The sequence below is a fragment of the Paenibacillus diazotrophicus genome, assembly GCF_042610465.1.
On sequence record NZ_JBGJZN010000001.1, the window covers coordinates 342,988 to 364,517 of the forward strand.

The following is a 21,530-nucleotide window of genomic DNA, read 5'->3' on the forward strand; positions in this document are numbered from 1 at the left end:
ACGGATCGGGCATATTTGGTGAAGTTCTTGTTTTCTTGTGCATAACGAAGTCCCCTGGAACGTCATACTAATGAAAGCTAGTATGGCTGCAGCAGACAAGTGCTGCAAGCAAAGAGGGAGTGCTGCGAACAATGGACATAACAGAAGGTGCAAATGTGAGCACGAATGAGGAGATTCTCCCGGATGTGGTGAAACCGCAGACCAGTGAGCTTGTGCCTCCGGGGACAGCAGGAGTTGTGAAGGAACTGGGCCAGACCGTGGTGCCAACCGGAGAACCCGATATCTTTTGCATGACAATTATTGGACAGATTGAAGGACATTTTGTTCTGCCTCCGCACAACAAGACCACTAAATATGAACATATTATTCCCCAGCTGGTGGCAGCCGAACAGAGCAAAACTGTTAAGGGGCTGCTGATCATCCTCAATACGGTAGGCGGTGATGTAGAGGCAGGACTTGCGATTGCAGAGATGATAGCCTCTCTGTCAAAACCTACAGTAACGGTGGTGATCGGTGGGGGCCACAGCATTGGGGTACCGATTGCAGTCGCATCCAGCTACTCGATTATAGCCGAGAGCGCGACGATGACTATTCATCCTATCCGAATGAACGGGCTCGTGATCGGAGTACCGCAGACCTTTGAGTATATGGAACGGATGCAGGAGAGAATGGTGAGATTTGTTACCTCCCATTCGCGGATTTCCGAGCAGCAATTCAAGGATCTGATGTTCAAAACGGGTGAATTGAACCGGGATATCGGTACAGCAGTCGGCGGCTATGATGCGGTCAAATACGGACTAATGGATGAGGTGGGCGGAATCGGTGCGGCCTTGTCCCGCTTAAATGGGATGATCGCCGGAGATATAGCGCAGTCTCCAGAACAAATTATGCAGGAAGGGTTGACGCAATGACCCTATATACCGTTATTCCGATAGAGCAGGTGTACGAAGGCTCAGTCAGCTTTGTTCAGCCACTGGAGGAAGTCAGTATTCAAGGTATGCTGATGCAGGTGGAGCCTTTGGAACGCGGACAGGCGCGTATCGTAAGGCTGCTTGATTGCCCGCTTGAAAAATATCTGGACCCTGCGTATTCGCCGGGAGCTATAATCTCCTGGATTCCATGAGAATTTCCCCCGGACACTTTGGAGTGGAATGCGAACACTGTGTTATAAGATGCATTTTCTGACAAAAGAGAACATAGGTACGCCACGCCATTATATGGTATAATATTGTTCCGGGGGTGGCTGGTGTGGCTAAACGAAGAAAGAAAAAGAAAAAAGCACTGCTCGGCAGTGTTTTAAAATATGAAATTTACGGGATTATGCTGATTACCTTATCCGTCATTGCATTATCTGGTGAGGCAGCAGTAGGACGCTCCCTCTCCAATATGGCAGGTTATTTATTCGGTAGATTCTATTTTGTGCTGCCGCTTGTCGGTATTTTTTATGGATTAATGGTCATGATTCACAGAAAGTGGCCTTCTACCTGGAACAGCCGTCATTCCGGCGCGCTGCTGCTGGTGCTGTCCATGTGTCTGATGAGCACGATCTCGGCAATGGAACAGAAATTGGGACCCTTATCGATGCTACACCCGGGAAATGTGCTGGCACAAATACACAATGATTTGTCTGGTGCGCTATCATCGGACGTAAGCGGCAACGATGTATACATGCTGGGTAAGGATATTAGCGGGGGATATCTCGGAGCGCTGGAATACGCAACATTGCTCTGGCTCTTCGGCAACCTGGGAGCGAAACTGCTGATGATTGTCATGATGGCGATCAGCTTCATGTTGATTACGAATCTCTCCTATGTTGAATTGTTCACACTTTTGCGAGTCCGGATAGTGAAGCTAGTGGAGGATATCCGCCAGAGAGCGGCTAACCGGCCGTCAGCGGTTCCTGTATCAGCCAGACCGGACAGAACAAGGAGAAACGCCGTTACTCAGCCCGTCGTAGATGAAGACGAGGATGAGGAAGAAGAGGAATCCCCTCTTCCTAACCGAAGCCAGCCCCAGTTCCTGAGAAGAATCGGAGGCTGGTTCAGCGGTATGCCAAGAAATGAATCTACACCTGCCGAAGGCCAGGGTGAGGAGTCCAATAGAGGTGCAGTACTGAACGGTGCACACGCGGATCCTATTCTGTCAGTTTTACCTGCAGGAGATGTATCCTATCTGGACGATGATGAGGATTATCCTGGTGATGACATCGAGCCGGCAACTCCAATCATTCGTGATTTCTTTGAACATATACGTGCTGAAGGTTTGAATGCAGAAGATCGTGAAGAGTGGAGTGAATTTTCCCCGGCAGCGCGTAGCGGAGCAGTCAGAGAGGCTGCTACAGATTTAAATAGCCCTCCCCATAGCAGCGGTATGTCTGCTGAGGTGGTTGTGCCTGCAGAAGAACTGATTCCGCTTGAATTGAATGGCCTGCTGGATTCTTCGGAGGGCACTGAGCCAGTTCCAGTACCGCTTCCACCACCGCCGAAGCCTTACAAATTGCCCCCGTTCAAGCTTTTGGCCAAGCCGAATAATGGAGCCAAGGCGGGTGACCAGAACGATTATATGCAGACAGCCCGTAAGCTGGAAGCTACACTGGAAAGTTTTGGCGTAAGGGCGAAGGTACTTGAGGTTGTAAGAGGACCAGCAGTTACGCGATACGAGATTCAACCGGATATAGGTGTCAAGGTTAGCCGGATTGTGAATCTGACTGATGATATTGCGCTTGCTCTGGCTGCCAAGGATATCCGCATGGAGGCACCGATACCCGGCAAGTCAGCCATCGGAATCGAGGTGCCGAATTCTGAAGTTTCTATAGTGACGATGCGTGAGGTCATGGAGACTCAGATATTCCAGGATGCTGAATCCAGACTGTCAATCGCTTTTGGACGTGATATTTCTGGACAGACGATCGTAGGCAATTTGGCCAAGATGCCCCATCTGCTGGTAGCTGGAGCAACAGGTTCAGGGAAATCGGTCTGTATTAACGGTATCATTACCAGTATTCTATATAAGGCGAAACCAAATGAAGTTAAATTTCTCATGGTTGACCCCAAAATGGTTGAACTAAATGTGTATAACGGGATTCCTCATCTGCTGGCTCCTGTGGTCACTGATCCCAAGCGTGCAAGTCTGGCCTTGAAGAAGATTGTTGTCGAAATGGAAAAGAGGTACGAGTTGTTCTCCAAATCGGGCACGCGAAATGTGGAAGGCTATAATAATCTGATGAAGGATAATCCTGCGGCGGTCTTGCCATACATTGTGGTGATAGTGGACGAGCTTGCGGATCTCATGATGGTTGCTGCGAATGATGTAGAAGATGCGATTTGCCGGCTGGCGCAGATGGCACGTGCAGCGGGTATTCACTTGATCATTGCCACCCAGCGTCCATCAGTCGATGTCATCACTGGGCTTATCAAAGCAAACATTCCTTCGCGTATTGCGTTCGGGGTGTCCTCCAACGTGGATTCACGTACCATTTTGGACATGCCCGGAGCAGAGAAACTGCTCGGCCGGGGAGATATGCTCTTCCTGCCAATGGGCGCATCCAAACCTATCCGTGTCCAGGGTGCTTTTATGAGTGACCAGGAAGTGGAGACTATTGTCCAGTATGTCAGCAGTCAGGGAGAAGCCAATTACGATGAGTCCATTGTCCCTGAAATTGATGATACAGTGATGGAAGAGGAAGATCCTCAGGATGAATTGTACGAGCAGGCTGTCCAGATAGTGCTGGAGGCGAAGCAAGCGTCTGTATCTCTGCTGCAGCGCCGAATGCGTGTCGGTTATACACGGGCAGCACGATTAATTGATGCCATGGAAGCCCGTAGTGTAATCGGGCCTTACGAGGGCAGCAAGCCCCGTGAGGTGTTGATGTCGCTTGAACAGTACCAGCAGAACCGGATTAGTTCTTAGACCTTGCATATGGATTACCAAGAATAAGCCTCTTTCCTTAACCGGAAGGGGCTTATTTTGTGTGCTGTGAGAATCCAAGGAAAGCAACTACAGGATTGAAGATCTAGTGAATGCATAGGATGCTCTGTCTGTCGTCATAATAACTTTAGCCATCCATGCAGAACTTACAAGAGAAAGGTAGAGCGATCCCAATGAAAAAGCATAAGCAGTGGATATTTGCCGCACTAACCCTTGCATTGGCAACAGCTCCGTTCACCGGTTTACTTTTCAAGACCAATGGAGCCGTCTACGCAAATCAGAATAATAACGCATCTGTTATGACGGGGAACACTTTAACTGAGGAAATGGCATTGCCTGCATTTGGTACTGTTCCGCTTAAAGTAGGTTCATCAGGTCAGGATGTTTACGAACTGCAGGGGAGGCTGAAGCATCTTGGATACTATGCAGGTGCCATTGATAGTCATTTTGGGACAAAAACCAAGAACGCAGTAACCTGGTTCCAATGGAAATTTGGGATTAAAGCAGACGGCATTGTCGGTTCTAAAACCAAGCTGAAGCTGTATAACGCCACCAAAGCATGGAGGCCGACAGAACCATCGACCAGTGTTGCCCAAAAGACCGGAAACAGTGATAATACCGGTACATCAAATTCGGCAAAGGTTAATACAGCGGAGCTGACTTCAGGCAATACCATGGGCCTATCGGAGAATGATCTAAAAATTATGGCGAACGCAGTATATGGCGAATCGCGAGGCGAACCCTTTGAAGGTCAGGTAGCTGTAGCCGCAGTCATTCTGAACCGTGTGAAATCACCAAACTTTCCGAAGACGCCTTCGGGAGTGATTTTTCAGCCGGGAGCCTTCACGGCGGTTGCAGACGGACAGATTTATCTTGAGCCTAATGAACAGGCGCGCAAGGCCGTGCAGCAGGCCCTTAACGGGTGGGACCCCTCGGGTGGGTGTATTTATTACTTCAATCCGAAAACAGCAACTTCCAAATGGATTTGGTCCCGACCTCAGGTGAAGACGATCGGCCAGCATATTTTCTGTATGTAGCCTCAAGGCGGTACAAATATTGTGCCGAATACCATACAACCGACCCTGAGCAACCGGTAGCCTGCTTCCGGTTGCTTCCTTACTTTGGAATAGTTTAGAATGGATAATACTTCATAAACTTGTTGTATAGAGAGTGAACTATAAGAATCTGGATTATCATGATTCATAAGTTCAGCTTATATAGCAGTTATCCACGCCGCAAAGGAGTTTTGGACTTGACAAATACTGGATTTCAACATGGTAGTGCTGCAGGGATGCGTATTCACGTGCTTCCGACCAAAGCGTTCAAGACATTCGCTATTTCGCTCTATGCAGGTGTTCCACTCGACGAAAGTACAGTTACCAAGTCGGCGCTAATACCATTTGTGCTCCGAAGAGGGACTGCGAATTATCCTGAGACCACTCAGTTCCGTGAACGTCTGGAGGAGCTGTATGGCGCCGGATTTGGCTTTGACATCTATAAAAGAGGCGATTATCAGATCGTCCAGTTCCGGATGGATACGATCAATGATTCCTTTGTGCAAAGCAAGGAAAGCTTACTGGGTGAATCGTTCGCATTTTTGGGAGACGTCTTGACGAAGCCGCTGTTGGAGGGAGATAGTAGCTTCCGTGCTTCTTATGTAGCTACTGAACGCGAAACCGTCCGCAAGAAGCTGGAAGCCATCGTCAACGATAAAATCCGTTATGCGGCTGAGCGCTGTATTGAAGAAATGTGCCGCAAGGAACCATATCGTCTTCACCCGCTTGGCCAAATAGCGGATCTAGACGACATTACCCCTGAATCCCTTTATCAGTCCTATAAATCCTGGTTGGATGCTGCCATTCTTGATCTGTATGTGGTAGGTGACACTACACCTGAGGAAGTGGAGAAGCTGGTCAATCGTCATTTTGGGCGTACGAATGAAGAACCGGCAGCATATTCCTCCAATTTTGCGCCGGTATCGGTGACAGAGGTCCGAACTGTGGAAGAGAAGCTTGATGTCAATCAGGGCAAGCTAAACATGGGGCTTCGCACCTCAATTACCTACAAGGATGACCGCTATGCTTCTGCCCTTATGTACAACGGTATTCTGGGCGGATACCCTCACTCGAAGCTGTTTGTGAATGTGCGTGAGAAAGAGAGCCTGGCTTATTATGCATCCTCTCGCTATGACGGGCATAAGGGCATTGGTACCATCCAGTCGGGGATTGAGACACAAAATTACGCAAAAGCCGTGGACATCATACGAAAACAGCTGGATGAACTGAAAGCTGGGAATATCAGTGATCTGGAGCTGAGCCAGACCAAAGCCATGATCCGCAATCTGCTCTCTGAAATTCAAGATTCAGCATTTGAGATGATTTCCTTTGATTTCAACCGTCAATTGTCTGGAAAAGACCGCTCAGCCCAGGAACTGATGGACCAGGTAGACCATACAGGAACCGAAGATGTTAAAGCTGCGGCAGGCACCTTTGAACTGGATACCATTTATTTCCTGACAGGGAAGGAGGAATAGCGGTGGAAAAAATCTATTATGAGAAACTTCAAGAAACGTTGTATCACGAGGTTATGGATAACGGACTGCAGGTGTATGTGCTGCCGAAGCCTGCTTTTCTGAAAACCTATGCGACCTTTGCAACCAAATATGGATCTGTGGACAATCACTTTAGAGTAGCCGGTGGAGAAGAAATTACTGTACCTGACGGCATAGCCCACTTTCTGGAGCACAAAATGTTTGAGGAGCCAGAAGGTGATATTTTTGCTACCTTTGCCACCAATGGAGCCTCGGCGAATGCATTTACCAGCTTTGACCAGACGGTCTACCTGTTTTCTGCAACGGAAAATATCGAGACCAATCTCAGTACACTTGTGGACTTTGTGCAGCATCCGTATTTCACAGATGAGAACGTGGAGAAGGAAAAAGGAATTATCGGCCAGGAAATTAACATGTATGCAGATAATCCGGACTGGCGTGTTTACTTTGGGCTGATTGAAGCTATGTATGCCACACATCCGGTCCATATCGATATCGCCGGTACTATAGAATCCATTGGCACCATTACCAAAGAAACACTGTACACCTGTTACAATTCGTTTTACCACCCCAGCAATATGCTGTTGTTCGTAGTTGGCGGAGTTGATCCGGAGAAGGTATTTGAACTGATCCGCAGCAACCAGCACGGCAAATCCTACGATAAACAGGGTGAGATCGAACGTATCTTCCAGGAAGAGCCGGTTCAGGTAGCTGAAAAAGTGAAAGAAAGTAAGCTTGCAGTATCGATGCCTAAGATCATGTTTGGCTTCAAGGAGAAAGTGGAGAACTTGACCGGGGAAGAGGCAGTGCGCCGTGATCTGACGACCAAGCTAATGCTGGACCTGTTGCTGGGCAGCAGTACTACACTCTACCAGAAGCTGTATGACGAGGATCTGATCTCTGACAGCTTCGGGCATGAATTCAACAGTTCTCCGCAATATGCTTTCTCGGCTATCGGCGGAGATACCAAGGATCCCGATTTGCTGCTGGAACGGATTAAGGAAGAAATCAACCATGTTCTGGAATCTGGCTTTGCTGAGAAAGATTTCGAACGTGCCCGCAAAAAGAAAATCGGAGGCTATCTCCGTATGTTGAATTCACCGGAGAGTATTGCTCATGAATTCACACGTTATCAGTTTCGCGGAGGAGATCTGTTCGAAGTGCTTCCGGTTTATGAATCCATCTCCCTTGAAGAAGTAAATGCCCGCCTGCGCTCACATGTGGACTGGGAACAGCTCGCCGTATCGCTTGTGGTGAGTCCTTAATGGCGCTTATGGGGGAGAACAGCAAGCCAATTGGGGAAATGACGGTGCTCATTACCGGAGGCAGCGGGGGGATCGGTGGTGCAATTGCCGAGCGTTTTGCATCTGTGGGGATGAACATCGTTATCCATTACATGAATTCACACGAAGCAGCAAATGATGTAGCCCGGCGCTGTATGGCATATGGGGCCAAAGTATTAACCGTGGCTGCTGATATGAAGGATCGCAACCAGTTGTTACGCATGGCAGAAAAGCTGGAGAACAGTGGGCTTAAGCCGGACATCCTCGTGAATAATGCCGGTAAGGCCCATTACGGGATGCTGGCTGATGTAACTGAGGAAGAGTGGGACGACATCATGGCGGTTAATCTGAAGGGCACTTTTCTGTGCAGCCAGATTTTCATGCCATACATGGTGTCCCAGCGCTATGGGCGGATTATTAATGTCTCCTCTGTCTGGGGGATTTCAGGGGCTTCCTGTGAAGTAGCCTATTCCGCCAGCAAAGGCGGTGTGAATGCCTTTACCAAGGCGCTTGCGAAGGAGCTGGCCCCCTCTGGAGTAACGGTCAACGCAGTAGCACCTGGAGCCGTTCATACAGCAATGCTGTCCAATCTGCAGGAAGATGAAGTGCGGATGCTAAAAGAGGAAATTCCTGCAGGCCGTCTTGCTTCGCCGGAGGAAATATCCTCTTTGGTTTATTTTCTTGCGCTTCCTGAATCAGGATACATCACGGGGCAGATCATCAGTCCGAATGGTGGCTGGATTACCTGAAGTTTGTTCAAAAGGCGCTTGGAGAAATGCTCCAGCATAAGAACATCTACGCGGAGACATATTATAACTGTTGCTATTAAATCTCACGTAACCCACAACATTTTGAGGAGGATTTAAGATGTCAACAGACTCCGTAGTGAAGAACTTTGATACCTGGAAAAGTTTTCTGGGAGACCGGGTCATTCAGGCTGAAAAAATGGGCATGAGTGAGGAAACTATTTCCAAGCTGGCTTTTGAAATTGGGGAATTCCTCGATAAGAAAGTCGATCCCGGCAACTACTCCAACCGGGCAATCAAGGAGCTGTGGGATGTCGGCACCGATGATGAGAAGCATACCATTGCTTCCCTCATGGTCAAGCTGGCGAAGAAAAACGCATAGCATCGCGGAACAAGCTCCCCTCGCGGGAGCTTTTCTGTAATTATTACGGAAGTGACCTTGCCTTTCAATTTTATTTTATATATCATTAACATGACCCGTGTTCAGAACACTTTGCCGAAGCCGGCTTTTTTGACGTAAGGCGCAAAGTTAAGGGAAAAGGAATCTATGAGGTGTAACAAGTGGAATATAAACAATGGTATATGGAGTATAAGATACATAAGAACAGACCTGGTCTGCTTGGTGATATCGCTTCAATGCTCGGAATGCTAGAAGTTAACATCCTGACCATCAACGGGGTCGAAGGCAAGACGCGTGGTATGCTGCTGGAAACAAGTGATGATGAAAAAATTATGCTGATGGGCGAAATGCTCAAAAAAGTTGATAATATAACTGTTACGGCTCTTCGTTCTCCGCGGCTTGTAGACAAGCTGGCGGTGAGACACGGACGCTATATAGACCGCGATTCCGATGACCGCAAGACTTTTCGTTTCACAAGGGACGAGCTCGGGCTGCTTGTTGATTTTCTTGGGGAACTGTTTAAAAGGGAAGGAAATCAGGTTATAGGTCTTCGGGGCATGCCCCGGGTCGGCAAGACAGAATCGATCATTGCCGGAAGTGTCTGCGCCATGAAGCGCTGGACGTTTGTGTCTTCTACACTTTTGCGACAGACGGTGCGGAGCCAGCTTGCTGAGGATGAGATGAATCCCCATAACGTGTTCATCATTGACGGTATTGTCAGCACAATCCGCTCGAACGAGAAGCACTATAATCTGTTGCAGAATGTAATGAACATGCCCAGTACGAAGGTGATCGAGCACCCGGATATTTTTGTGCGGGAATCTGAATACAGCTTTGATGATTTTGATATTATTATCGAGCTGCGTAGTAACCCGAATGAAGAGATATTGTACGACTCGTTCACGACGGGCTACAGTGATGATCTATAAACACATATAATTTAGGAGGTGATGGTATGTCGGAACTGGGCCGGCATTTGAAGGAGGCGCGTCTGCAAAAAGGGATGAGCCTTGATGATGTCCAGGAAGTAACGAAAATCCGTAAAAAATATTTGGAAGCCATCGAAGCAGGGGATTACAAGGTGCTCCCAGGAAGTTTTTATGTCCGGGCATTCATCAAAACCTATGCGGAGGCAGTGGGTGTGAATCCTGACGAACTGATGGAGGAACATGGGAATGTTCCTGCCGCACCGGCAGATACTACGATGGAGACGGTCATACAAAAACGCAGCCGCAGACCTGAAACGGAACGGAATGCAAAGTGGCTGCCTACGGTATTGATGTGGACCTTTCCCGTCATTATTATTGTGGTGATATATCTGTACGCCTCTTCTAACTTGAATGACAAGTCAGAACCCGATAAAGTCGACCCTGGGACTATAACCTCGGCAACACAGGATCCTTCAAAAGTGGAGCCTTCGCCGACAGCTGTGGGGGGAGGAGCTGTAATGCCATCTACAACAGCAGTACCTGAGACCAGCACAGCTACTCCGGAGGTCACAATAGCTCCTTCAGCAACTCCGCTTCCATCGCCATCCTCTCAGGAGGTAACGGTCACACAGGATAGAAAATCCGGCAAAACAACGGTGTATAAGGTTTCTGCTCCTGTCGGAAGTGCGGTTCAGGTGCAGATTGCAGCGACCGGTGTGAGCTGGCTTGAAGTCTACAAGGGCGAGAATTCCAAGGGAGAGAAGCTGAGCTTCGGCAATACAGCTGCTGGCGACAATTTGAGCTTCACCCTTGACAGTGCAGGGATGTATATTAAATCCGGGTATTCTCCCGCAACACAAATCACAGTTAACGGCCAGATTATTACCGATGGCAAAACTTCATCCCGGCTTCTTCTGGAGTTGGATAATGGTTCTGCTGCAGGGACAACGGATTCACAGAATACCGGTACAACGGACACCGGTACAACAAGTAGTCCTGACACTACTGTTACACAAGAGGGTACGACTACTCCATAAGTTGTCCGCGTATAGACTTTGGCTTTTGGGATATCCTAAGACTGATTTACAGTTCTTACGCCAAAGTGAGGTGTATTCTCTCATGACCGTTAGCTGGATCGTCACAGGGCTGGGCATTATCGTCAGTCTCCTGGGATACTATCTGACACCGAGTGCTTGGGGTTATGGAATTCTGGGCTTTGGGCTGGCACATATTGTGCTGGGGATTCTGGATATGTTCCGGGCTCCCTCTCGCAGCAGACAATAGCCCGTATTGTTATCTGTTTTTACAAGAATGGCTCCACTATGTGGGGCTGTTTTGTATGTCAGGTCATGCGTGTTTCCCATAATTAGACTTAAGAGTTCCTTTCTCATATAATAGGAAAAGAATATTTGTAAACAAAGGAAGTGGATTTATGAGTTCGGAAAGTTCATTTGATATCGTATCCAAGATGGATATGCAGGAGTTAACCAACGCCGTTCATCAGACGGAGAAGGAAATCGATAACCGCTTTGACTTCAAAAACAGCAAAAGCAGTCTGAAGCTGGAGAAGGATGCGCTTATCATCGCTTCAGAGGATGAATACAAACTGAATGCTGTTATTGATATTTTACAGTCAAAGATGGTCAAACGCGGAATTACACTCAAGAATCTGGATTTCGGCAAAATTGAGCCCGCCTCACTGGGAACGGTACGGCAGCGTCTAGGTCTCAAACAGGGGATTGATCAGGAGAATGCCAAAAAAATTAACATTCTGATCCGTGACTCCAAATTGAAGGTGAAGAGTCAGATTCAAGGGGACCAAATCCGTGTAACCGGCAAAAGCCGGGATGATCTGCAGCAGATTATCCAGCTCCTGCGAAAAGCCGATTTACCGCTGGATCTGCAGTTCAACAACTTAAAGTAAGATTTTCGTACCCCGCACTGCTTGCATTTTTCTTGCCTGCGGGGTGCTTTGTGTTTTTTTTGACACCTACATAGGGCTATAATATACTTGCCTAAGCCGATTTTAAGAAAATAGTGGATTATAGGATTCGTATGGATCAAGGGAGGAACTTCAGTGAATTTGCCTAACCGAATTACGCTTGCCCGTATTTGTCTCATCCCGATTATGATGTTTTTCCTGCTGGTGAATTTCAGCTTTTATCCGGAACCGATTCATTGGGGCTCATTCCAGCTCTCCATTAATCATCTGATCGCAGCAGTGATTTTTCTGCTTGCTGCCAGTACAGATGGTATAGACGGCTACATTGCCCGGAAATACAATATGGTTACCAATCTGGGCAAGCTGCTTGATCCCCTGGCGGACAAGCTCCTGGTCTCTGCTGTACTGATCTCCCTGGTGGAACTGGGCAGATGTGACTCTTGGATCGCTATCGTCATTATCAGCCGTGAGTTCGCTGTAACGGGCTTGCGTCAGGTAGCGCTGCTTGAAGGTAAAGTAGTTGCTGCCAGCAAATGGGGCAAGATCAAAACGGTTATTCAGATTGTTGCCATTTCACTTCTGCTGCTCAACAATTTTCCGTTTCAGTTTGTCAGCATTCCTGTGGATGATATTGCGATCTGGGCTGCGGCACTTGTTACCATCTACTCCGGTATTGACTACTTCGTGAAAAACAAAGATTTACTACAGCTACACAACGCTTAATTGAACTGAACAGAGTCATTCATTATTTACATTCAGGAGGAGAAGCCAGCGATGAAAGCGGAAATTATTGCCGTCGGAACAGAACTTTTGCTAGGACAGATTGTAAACAGCAATGCACAGTTTCTTTCAGTAGAGCTGGCCGCACTCGGAATCGATGTTTATTTTCAGACGGTAGTTGGGGATAACAGCAGCCGTCTGCAACAAGCTATAGAAATTGCCCGCAACCGTGCGGATATTATTCTGTTCACCGGCGGGATTGGCCCGACTGAAGATGATCTTACTAAAGACGCATTGGCAGCCTCCGTTGGACGCAGTCTGCATATAGATCAGCTTGCTATGGACCATGTTCAACGGTTTTTTGACGAACGCAAAATTGTTATGACCGAAAACAACCGGAAGCAGGCGCTGATTATCGATGGGACAACACCGCTCCCGAATGAAACGGGGCTGGCGGTGGGGCTTGCTTTTTCCGATGGAGGAAAGTTCTATATCGTGCTTCCCGGACCTCCGCGCGAGATGAAGCCTATGTTCATAGACCAGGCCAAACCTTGGCTGCAGCAGCATGTCCTGACCGATGAAATGCCGATATATTCCAAAATGCTGAAGTTTGCAGGTATCGGAGAGTCGCTCCTTGAAGATAAATTGATTGATCTCATCCGGGGCCAGAGCGATCCGACCATTGCTCCTTATGCCAAGGAGGGCGAGGTAACGGTTCGCATTTCCACCAAAGCCCCTTCGGAGCGGGAAGCCATGAAGAAGCTGGAGGTACTTGAAAAGACCATTCAGGAGATTCTGCCGGAGCATATGTATGCCAATATCAATGTACCGCTGGAGCAGCTGATTGTGGATTGGATGGCAGATGCCGGACTGACTTTGAGTGCGGCGGAGAGCTGTACTGGCGGTCTTCTGATGGAGAGTATCACCAATATTCCGGGCAGCGCGTCTATGTTTCTCGGAGGAATCGTATGCTACTCCAATGAGATGAAGAAGAAGCTGCTGAACGTGCCTGCAGCGATGCTGGAAGGCCCGGATGCCCCAGGTGCGGTTAGCAGGGAAGTGGCTGAGGTGCTCGCGGATCAGGTGAGAATGACTGCTGACAGTGACTTTGGATTGTCGGTTACCGGTGTAGCGGGTCCGGGGTATTCAGAGCGCAAGCCGGTAGGACTAGTATTTATCGGACTCGCTGAACGCGGCCGTCCTACGGAAGTATATGAACTTAATCTTAAAGGCACTCGCGAGAATATCCGTCTGCGGACAGTCAAGGCACTCTTGTACCGTCTCTGGCGCAGACTGGAGGAACGCAAGATAGCTACACCGCTTGAAGGCTCTGCCTTGCAATAGCCTTCCTGTCTGGTATATAATTGGGTATACGGAAGAACCGTGGCACTGAGAGATCCCTGCTGCGGTTTTTTGTTTTATTCATACGAAGTGATCCCGCAGCATGACCCTTGCGAGAAGGTGCTGTCCGATGTCCGGTGAAACCATAATCTGGCGCAGATCCAGATCCGGAAGGAGGCTTACATTAAAAGGAATTATTAGCCCTCGGGACAAAAAAAACGAATGTATGTTCGAAAAAAAGCTTGGCAAGACCTCCAAAACACGTTATTATATTATTATAAACAGTGAAGGAAGTGGTCTGATTGTCAGATCGTCGTGCAGCGCTTGATATGGCGCTTCGTCAAATAGAAAAACAATTCGGTAAAGGTTCGATCATGAAATTGGGAGAATCCACTCATATGAAAGTGGAAGTCGTACCTAGCGGATCTTTGGCACTTGATATTGCATTAGGTATAGGCGGACTTCCCAAGGGACGTATTATTGAAGTATATGGACCAGAGTCTTCCGGTAAGACAACTGTTGCCCTACATGCGATTGCGGAAGTGCAGAAGGCTGGCGGACAAGCTGCATTTATTGATGCCGAGCATGCGCTTGATCCTAAATACGCCAATGCACTTGGTGTAAATATCGATGAACTTCTGTTGTCCCAGCCGGATACCGGGGAGCAAGCGTTGGAAATTGCTGAAGCCCTGGTACGCAGTGGCGCGGTAGATATCATTGTAGTTGACTCTGTGGCAGCCTTGGTTCCAAAAGCAGAAATTGAAGGCGACATGGGGGATTCCCATGTAGGCTTGCAGGCCCGCCTGATGTCCCAGGCTCTACGGAAATTGTCGGGAGCCATCAATAAATCGAATACCATTGCTATCTTCATCAACCAGCTTCGTGAGAAGATCGGTGTAATGTTTGGTAACCCGGAAACGACACCTGGCGGACGGGCACTGAAATTCTACTCTTCGGTACGCCTGGATGTGCGTCGCGTTGAGAGTATTAAGATGGGTAATGATGTTGTGGGTAACCGCACCAAGATCAAAGTCGTAAAGAACAAGGTTGCACCTCCGTTCAAGCAGGCAGATGTGGATATTATGTACGGTGAAGGCATCTCTCGTGAAGGAAGCCTTGTGGATATCGGAACGGAAATGGACATTGTGAACAAGAGTGGTGCTTGGTACTCCTATGAAGGTGAACGTCTTGGACAAGGCCGTGAGAATTCCAAGCAATTTCTCAAGGAGCATCAGGACATTGCCTTGCTGATTGAGAATAAGATTCGTGAAGCGAGCAATTTATCAACGCTTGTGGCTGCGCCAAGTGAATCTGAGGTAGCTGCCGAGCAAGAAGAAGAAGAGAAACTTCTGCTTGAAATTGAATAACCTGATATTCAATCATTTGAAATTGAATACCCGGTAAGAGTTCGGGCGCCCTGTGAATGATCCATTGCAGGGCGCTTTTTCGCAAATGAATAAGACTTACATCAGCAATGAGGTGATAGGAAGCCAATGGTAATCCAATTAAATCCTGAACCTGAAGAGCAGGACGAGCAAATCTTAGCCGATTTCCCTGAGGATGAATTACTAGAAATTACGCGTGTAGAGCGTCTGAAGAAGTCAGACCACCGTTATATCATACATTTTGGTGCCTATCAGCTGGCCGTTCATGAAGATGTCATGATTAAATACCGGATGATTACGGGTAGCTCCTTCATGAAGACTGATCTGGAAGAGATCGTTGTAGCCGATGAGCGGCAGCGGGCTTATGTGGAGGGCCTGCGCTATTTGGAGCGCAAGCCTCGAACGTCTCAGGAAATGGCCCGCCGTTTACGGGAGAAGGAAATAGGGGAGACTATTATTGCCGAAGTTCTGTTGCGTCTGCAGCAGGAGCGTCTGCTCGATGATCCTTTATATGCCAAGCAATGGGCAGAGCAGCGTATAACGAATCAGCGTAAAGGCAAGCTCTGGATCCGCCAAGAACTGCGTGAGAAGGGCATAGAGAAGTCGCTGATTTCCGAGGCATTGGAGAATATCACTCCCGAACAGGAACTGGAAAGCGCTTTGCAGACGGGGCGTAAGAAATGGAACTTAATTCGCGGAGATGGGAATGACAAACGGAGGAAGACCGGGGCATTTCTCATGCGAAGAGGATTTTCCGGGGATATGGTGCGCCAGGTGCTGAATATTTTGCGTGAGGAAGAGGATTTTGAGGGGGAAGAAGAGGATATTTACTTCCCTGACTGATTGTCTTGACTTTAATGCAGTTATCGACTCTCTTGACAATGTCTTTTTATAAATAATAAAATATAACATGAATCGGCATAAATAAGATATCCTTTTTCCTTCCCAAAAAGCAGACTCTTATAATGCGGTTCGCGTACAACTCATATGAAATGTAATCGCCGGATAAGGCGGGCAGTGTGCATGTGCAGCATGTGCAGTATGGCAATCGGTGTATTACCGGTTTTTTGTATGGTGATGAACGGATTAGTTTAACAACTGCACAAATTCCCAAGCCTAGTTCTTGGAGGAACCAACGAGGAGGTGAACAGATGCAAACTGCGATCTGGGTCATAATCGTTCTCGTTGTAGCTGCATTATTCTTTGGATTCGGTTATTTTATTCGTAAATCCCTTGCAGAAGCTAAGATTTCCAGTGCTGAGAAAGAAGCCGTAGTCATCGTGGAGAACGCGAAGAAAGAGGCAGAAGCGCTGAAGAAGGAAACGGTACTTGAAGCTAAGGACGAAGTCCACAGAATCCGTACCGAAGCTGAGAAAGAAACTCGTGAACGTCGGAATGAAATCCAACGGCAAGAGAGACGTTTGCTGCAAAAGGAAGAATCGCTGGATAAAAAAATGGAATCGCTCGAACGAAAAGAAGAACAAGTAGCTAACAAAGAGAAACGAATTGACGAAACACAACAGCAAATTGACGTTATTTACAAGAATCAAGTCACTGAATTGGAACGCATCTCCAATCTGAGCATCGATGATGCCAGAAGTATCATTCTCAGTAATGTTGAGCAGGAAGTTCGCCACGAAACCGCTCAGATGATCAAGGAAATTGAACAGCAGGCCAAAGAAGAAGCGGATAAGAAAGCCCGTGAGATCATTACTTTGGCGATCCAACGCTGTGCAGCTGATCATGTAGCGGAAACAACCGTGTCTGTCGTAACATTGCCTAATGAAGAGATGAAGGGACGGATTATCGGACGCGAAGGCCGTAATATTCGTGCACTGGAAACTCTCACTGGTATTGATCTCATCATTGATGATACTCCTGAAGCGGTTATTCTGTCAGGCTTTGATCCGATTCGCCGCGAAGTGGCCCGTACGGCACTTGAGAAGCTTGTGGCTGATGGACGTATCCATCCGGCTCGGATTGAGGAAATGGTTGAGAAGTCCCGTAAGGAAGTGGATGAACGGATTCGCGAATATGGTGAACAAGCTACCTTCGAGGTTGGTGTTCACGGATTGCATCCTGATCTGATCAAAATCCTGGGCCGTCTGAAATTCCGTACGAGTTATGGTCAAAATGTACTCAAGCACTCCATGGAGGTTGCTTATTTGACTGGACTGATGGCCGGTGAGCTTGGGGAAGACATCGTGCTTGCAAAACGCGCCGGACTTCTGCATGATATCGGCAAAGCGCTGGATCATGAAGTGGAAGGTTCGCACGTGGAAATCGGCGTCGAACTGGCGAAGAAATACAAGGAACATCCAGTGGTTATCAACAGTATCGCATCTCACCACGGTGACTGCGAAGCTACATCGGTTATCGCTATGTTGGTTGGAGCAGCTGATGCTTTGTCAGCCGCACGCCCTGGCGCACGCCGCGAAACCCTGGAAACGTATATCAAGCGTCTGGAAAAACTGGAGGAGATCTCCGAATCCTTCGAGGGTGTGGAGAAATCCTACGCCATTCAAGCGGGCCGCGAGGTACGCGTAATGGTGCAGCCTGAGAAGATCGACGATGCTGAAGCTTTCCGTCTGGCACGCGACATTACGAAGATGATCGAGAGTGAACTGGATTATCCGGGGCATATCAAGGTTACGGTAATCCGCGAGACACGGGCAGTAGAATACGCCAAATAACCAAGGAAATCGGCCCCTCTGTGGGGCCTTTTTTCTTTCAGGAGGAGAATATCATTAAAGTTTTATTTATTGGAGACATTTGCGGGAATACAGGCAGAAAAGCGCTTCGCGAAATGCTGCCTTCCCTGAAGGATAAATATCAGCCGCATATCATTATCGTCAACGGTGAGAATGCCGCGGCCGGCCGGGGAATTACCTCAGCCATTGCTAATGAATTCTTTAATTGGGGAGTTCATGGGATTACGATGGGTAATCATACGTGGGATAACAAAGATATTTTTGAATTCATTGATGACGAGCCCCGGCTTATCCGTCCGGCTAATTTTCCTCCGGGGACACCTGGCCGCGGGTATACGGTGATTAAAGCGAATGGTAAACAGCTCGCGATTGTCAATCTGCAGGGACGTACGTTTTTGCCGGCTATTGATGATCCGTTTCGTATAGGTGAGGAGATTGTTGAAGAGCTTCGGCAAAAGCATAAATGCATTCTTGTCGACTTTCATGCTGAAGCAACATCCGAAAAAATCGCAATGGGTTATTTCATGGATGGACTGGCTTCTATTGTGGTTGGTACGCATACCCATGTACAGAGTAATGATGAAGTCATCCTGCCAGGAGGAACCGCATATTTAACGGATGCAGGTATGGTTGGTTCAAGAGAAGGGATATTGGGTATGGAAAAGGATGCAGTACTGTATAAATTTACTACTCAGCTTCCTGCAAGGTTTGTTGTGGATGAAGGCAAATGGATGTTGCATGGTTTGTTCGCCGACCTTGACGAAGCTACTGGTAAAGCCACTCGTGTGGAGAAAATCAGGCTGCGTGAAGGCGAATGGGTCATGAGTTAAACTGAATTACAATTAAATAGGGTTTACGGCAAAAATCGTAGGTTTTGGGTAAAGTGTGATTTTTATTATATCGAAAAACAGTATCTTTTGTCCTAATTTCTCCGGAATGGTCCGCAAAAAGAAGGAATTAATTCTTCTAGCGCGAATAACATCTACAGTAGTGGAAGAACACCATCATTTTCCCAGGGGAGGTACTTACTATGGATGTATTAAAAGTATCAGCTAAATCCAATCCTAATTCCGTCGCCGGCGCGTTAGCAGGTGTTCTTCGTGAACGTGGAACGGCCGAGCTGCAAGCGATTGGAGCCGGAGCACTGAACCAAGCCGTCAAAGCAGTTGCCATTGCCCGGGGATTTGTTGCACCAAGCGGTGTGGATCTAATCTGTATCCCGGCCTTTACGGACATAGTGATTGATGGAGAGGATCGGACCGCGATTAAATTGATTGTAGAGCCTAGATAATAAATAAACTTTTGAATGAACCTGTTTACCCCGGTAAGCAGGTTTTTTGCTGCATAGAATGAATTTATGGGTACCCAGTCGAAGGATGGATGATGGCAGCATATGCTTTGTAATAGATCTATAGCTATTGCGAAAGCGGGGTTCATACAGGATGGGGAACAGGAGAATGAAAGTAGCGGATTTTCACTGTGATGTGCTAAGTAAGCTTCAGGCTTCTCCGGATATCGACTTCACAAAGGACAGCCGGCTGGATGTAACGCTGGAGCGTTTGCTGGCGGGGGGGGTTAGTCTACAGGTTTTTGCTATTTATTTGTCTACTCAACGGGAAAAAGCAAGCTTTGAACGCATTCTGGGACAGATTGAATCGTTCCGCCTACAAGTGGCAGGCCCAGGGGGCCTTCAGTGGCTTCGCTGGAAGGAGGAAGTAGCAGTCCAGACCAATACACCCAATGGATGGGGGATGCTCTCTCTGGAAGGTGTAGACGGTCTGGAAGGGAATCTCTTCTATGCCCAGTTATGCTTTGAGCTCGGAGTACGTTGTCTGGGGCTAACCTGGAATTATGCCAACTGGGCGGCTGACGGTGTACTGGAGCTACGGAATGGCGGTTTTACGGAACAGGGGCGCAAGCTGATTGAATGGTGCAACCGGAGCGGCATGCTGCTGGATGTGTCGCATCTCGCGCCAGCCGGATTCTGGGAGCTTGCGGAGCGGAGTATACATCCCTTCATTGCGTCGCATTCCAATACTGCTGCCGTATGTGGACACCCGCGCAATTTGAGCGACGAGCAGATTCGGGCTCTGGTGGCTATGGATGGGCGAATCGGGTTGACCTTTGTCCCCTGGTTTGTCCGGGATGGAGGGGGCGCGAAGGCTGAGGATGTACTGCGTCATATTGAACATGTTTGTTCTCTCGAAGGCTCCACGAAGATAATGTTCGGATCGGATTTTGACGGGATTGACGCCTGGGTAGAGGGCCTTGAGCACCCGGGGAAATATGTCGAATTTGCTGATATGCTGCTGGCTCGTTATCCCGAGGATGAAGTTCGGGGGTGGTTGTACGGGAATGCCCTTACTTTTCTTGCCAATCATCTGCCGTCAAAAATCGTCCAAACTTGAGATGCAACATTAACGCCCGGGAAGTGGCGATTTCTTGACAATCCTGTTCCAATATCGCAAAATGTTGAAAAAAAATCGCTCATTGTGAACTCGATCTTTTTATTTTCAAAGAAATAGATGTATAATGTTCAGTGGCTTGTACAGATATTAGAGAAAATACAAGGAGTGACTTTACAATGAGCAAGACTGTACCCGTAGGTGTGTCGGCCCGACATATTCACCTTACGCAGGAGCACGTAGAAGCGTTATTTGGCCCAGGATATCAACTGACTGAGTTCAAACCGCTTTCCCAACCCGGACAATTTGCAGCAAATGAACAAGTAGCCGTGATCGGAACCAAAGGAAAATTTGACAAAGTCAGAATTCTTGGCCCTGTTCGTCCAGCATCGCAGTTGGAAGTTTCCCGTACAGACGCATTCAGCCTTGGCGTGAAAGCCCCTGTCCGCGAATCCGGCAATATTGAAGGAACACCAGGAATTACGATCAAAGGACCTGCCGGCGAAGTTGAGCTGGAAACAGGTGTAATCGTGGCAGCACGCCACATTCACTTCCATACTTCCGAAGCTGAAGCTTGGGGCATTGCCGACAAGCAAATGCTGAAGGTGCGTCTTGGCGGTGAACGTGGTCTGGTACTGGAGAACGTGCTAGCACGCGTATCCGACAACTTCAAACTTGATATGCATATCGACACCGACGAAGCCAACGCTGCAGGTGCCAACAACGGCGATACTGCTGAAATTGTAGAATAGTCTTAATCTTTTTATAAGAGTGAAGGCGGGGGAGCAATCCTCCGCTTTTTTTGCGTGCACGGAGGCAGGTGAAAGTGGACTTAAGAATAAGACACAAGGGGTTTGCAGGATTTCTTGGGTATCAGTCCTTATAGAGAATCTGCCGTAAACCGAATGAATCCAATGGCCTATGTATGTGTTCAAAGCTCAGTCAAACGTCCTGAGCAGCAGCAAACAGATCGGTTTCGTGTATGAAAAGATCGGATTTTTAAATGTTCAGTAACGCTGGCAGATGATAGTATCGATTTGAAGCTGTAACTTTATGGTAATTAAATGCAGCGCTCAGATCAAATGGATCTCGAAGGGAGCTGATATAGCAGGAGCTGGGTGTATAAAGTGTTCAGTATTCCATAGGATCAGTGTCAAAAGCGGCAGCAACAGGTTTGTTTTGGAAAGCGG

The 21,530-nt window shown here is 47.9% G+C and carries 21 protein-coding genes; all 21 read left to right on the plus strand.

What is annotated here, in order from left to right; genetic code table 11:
• Positions 1-131 precede the first annotated feature (131 nt).
• Positions 132-911 (plus strand): ClpP family protease, encoded by a 780-nt coding sequence (locus ACAN54_RS01530; RefSeq protein WP_379151491.1) that lies wholly within the window; start codon positions 132-134, stop codon positions 909-911.
• Complete coding sequence (locus ACAN54_RS01535) at positions 908-1,123, plus strand: YlzJ-like family protein (protein WP_379151495.1); 216 nt, start codon at positions 908-910, stop codon at positions 1,121-1,123. Before ACAN54_RS01530 ends, ACAN54_RS01535 begins: the two co-directional genes overlap by 4 nt.
• A 125-nt stretch (positions 1,124-1,248) precedes the next feature.
• Positions 1,249-3,909: an FtsK/SpoIIIE family DNA translocase gene (locus tag ACAN54_RS01540; protein WP_379151498.1), complete on the plus strand. Its 2,661-nt coding sequence runs from the start codon at positions 1,249-1,251 to the stop codon at positions 3,907-3,909.
• 191 nt (positions 3,910-4,100) lie between these two features.
• Entirely contained in the window at positions 4,101-4,964 is an 864-nt protein-coding gene (gene sleB, locus ACAN54_RS01545; RefSeq protein ID WP_379151502.1) for a spore cortex-lytic enzyme, read from the plus strand.
• Positions 4,965-5,179: 215 nt separating this feature from the next.
• Entirely contained in the window at positions 5,180-6,460 is a 1,281-nt protein-coding gene (yfmF, locus tag ACAN54_RS01550; RefSeq protein WP_379151505.1) for an EF-P 5-aminopentanol modification-associated protein YfmF, read from the plus strand.
• A 2-nt stretch (positions 6,461-6,462) separates the two neighbouring features.
• Positions 6,463-7,743, plus strand: coding sequence for an EF-P 5-aminopentanol modification-associated protein YfmH (gene yfmH / locus ACAN54_RS01555; RefSeq protein ID WP_379151508.1), 1,281 nt, complete (start codon positions 6,463-6,465; stop codon positions 7,741-7,743).
• Complete coding sequence (gene ymfI, locus ACAN54_RS01560; protein ID WP_379151511.1) at positions 7,743-8,510, plus strand: elongation factor P 5-aminopentanone reductase; 768 nt, start codon at positions 7,743-7,745, stop codon at positions 8,508-8,510. Before yfmH ends, ymfI begins: the two co-directional genes overlap by 1 nt.
• 118 nt (positions 8,511-8,628) lie before the next feature.
• Positions 8,629-8,889, plus strand: coding sequence for a DUF3243 domain-containing protein (locus ACAN54_RS01565; protein ID WP_025704680.1), 261 nt, complete (start codon positions 8,629-8,631; stop codon positions 8,887-8,889).
• A 179-nt stretch (positions 8,890-9,068) separates the two neighbouring features.
• Positions 9,069-9,836 (plus strand): DUF3388 domain-containing protein, encoded by a 768-nt coding sequence (locus ACAN54_RS01570; protein ID WP_379151515.1) that lies wholly within the window; start codon positions 9,069-9,071, stop codon positions 9,834-9,836.
• 26 nt (positions 9,837-9,862) lie between these two features.
• Complete coding sequence (locus tag ACAN54_RS01575; RefSeq protein WP_379151518.1) at positions 9,863-10,873, plus strand: RodZ domain-containing protein; 1,011 nt, start codon at positions 9,863-9,865, stop codon at positions 10,871-10,873.
• Between the two features lie 82 nt (positions 10,874-10,955).
• Complete coding sequence (locus ACAN54_RS01580) at positions 10,956-11,120, plus strand: hypothetical protein (protein WP_379151521.1); 165 nt, start codon at positions 10,956-10,958, stop codon at positions 11,118-11,120.
• Positions 11,121-11,268: 148 nt separating this feature from the next.
• A complete protein-coding gene (locus ACAN54_RS01585; RefSeq protein WP_379151524.1) occupies positions 11,269-11,760 on the plus strand; it encodes a YajQ family cyclic di-GMP-binding protein in 492 nt (163 codons plus the stop codon).
• A gap of 153 nt (positions 11,761-11,913) precedes the next feature.
• Complete coding sequence (gene pgsA / locus ACAN54_RS01590) at positions 11,914-12,501, plus strand: CDP-diacylglycerol--glycerol-3-phosphate 3-phosphatidyltransferase (protein ID WP_379151528.1); 588 nt, start codon at positions 11,914-11,916, stop codon at positions 12,499-12,501.
• A 51-nt stretch (positions 12,502-12,552) separates the two neighbouring features.
• Positions 12,553-13,842, plus strand: coding sequence for a competence/damage-inducible protein A (locus tag ACAN54_RS01595; RefSeq protein ID WP_379151531.1), 1,290 nt, complete (start codon positions 12,553-12,555; stop codon positions 13,840-13,842).
• A 299-nt stretch (positions 13,843-14,141) separates the two neighbouring features.
• Positions 14,142-15,206, plus strand: a complete 1,065-nt coding sequence (recA, locus tag ACAN54_RS01600; RefSeq protein ID WP_379151534.1) for a recombinase RecA — start codon at positions 14,142-14,144, stop codon at positions 15,204-15,206.
• Positions 15,207-15,332: 126 nt separating this feature from the next.
• Entirely contained in the window at positions 15,333-16,067 is a 735-nt protein-coding gene (locus ACAN54_RS01605) for a regulatory protein RecX (protein ID WP_379151537.1), read from the plus strand.
• Positions 16,068-16,375: 308 nt separating this feature from the next.
• Positions 16,376-17,917: a ribonuclease Y gene (gene rny, locus ACAN54_RS01610; protein ID WP_074088215.1), complete on the plus strand. Its 1,542-nt coding sequence runs from the start codon at positions 16,376-16,378 to the stop codon at positions 17,915-17,917.
• A 53-nt stretch (positions 17,918-17,970) separates the two neighbouring features.
• Entirely contained in the window at positions 17,971-18,765 is a 795-nt protein-coding gene (locus ACAN54_RS01615; RefSeq protein WP_074088234.1) for a TIGR00282 family metallophosphoesterase, read from the plus strand.
• A 200-nt stretch (positions 18,766-18,965) separates the two neighbouring features.
• Entirely contained in the window at positions 18,966-19,226 is a 261-nt protein-coding gene (locus ACAN54_RS01620; protein ID WP_036656334.1) for a stage V sporulation protein S, read from the plus strand.
• A gap of 166 nt (positions 19,227-19,392) precedes the next feature.
• A complete protein-coding gene (locus ACAN54_RS01625) occupies positions 19,393-20,343 on the plus strand; it encodes a dipeptidase (protein ID WP_379151543.1) in 951 nt (316 codons plus the stop codon).
• Positions 20,344-20,519: 176 nt separating this feature from the next.
• Entirely contained in the window at positions 20,520-21,092 is a 573-nt protein-coding gene (pduL, locus tag ACAN54_RS01630; protein WP_379151546.1) for a phosphate propanoyltransferase, read from the plus strand.
• The last annotated feature ends 438 nt before the right edge of the window (positions 21,093-21,530 follow it).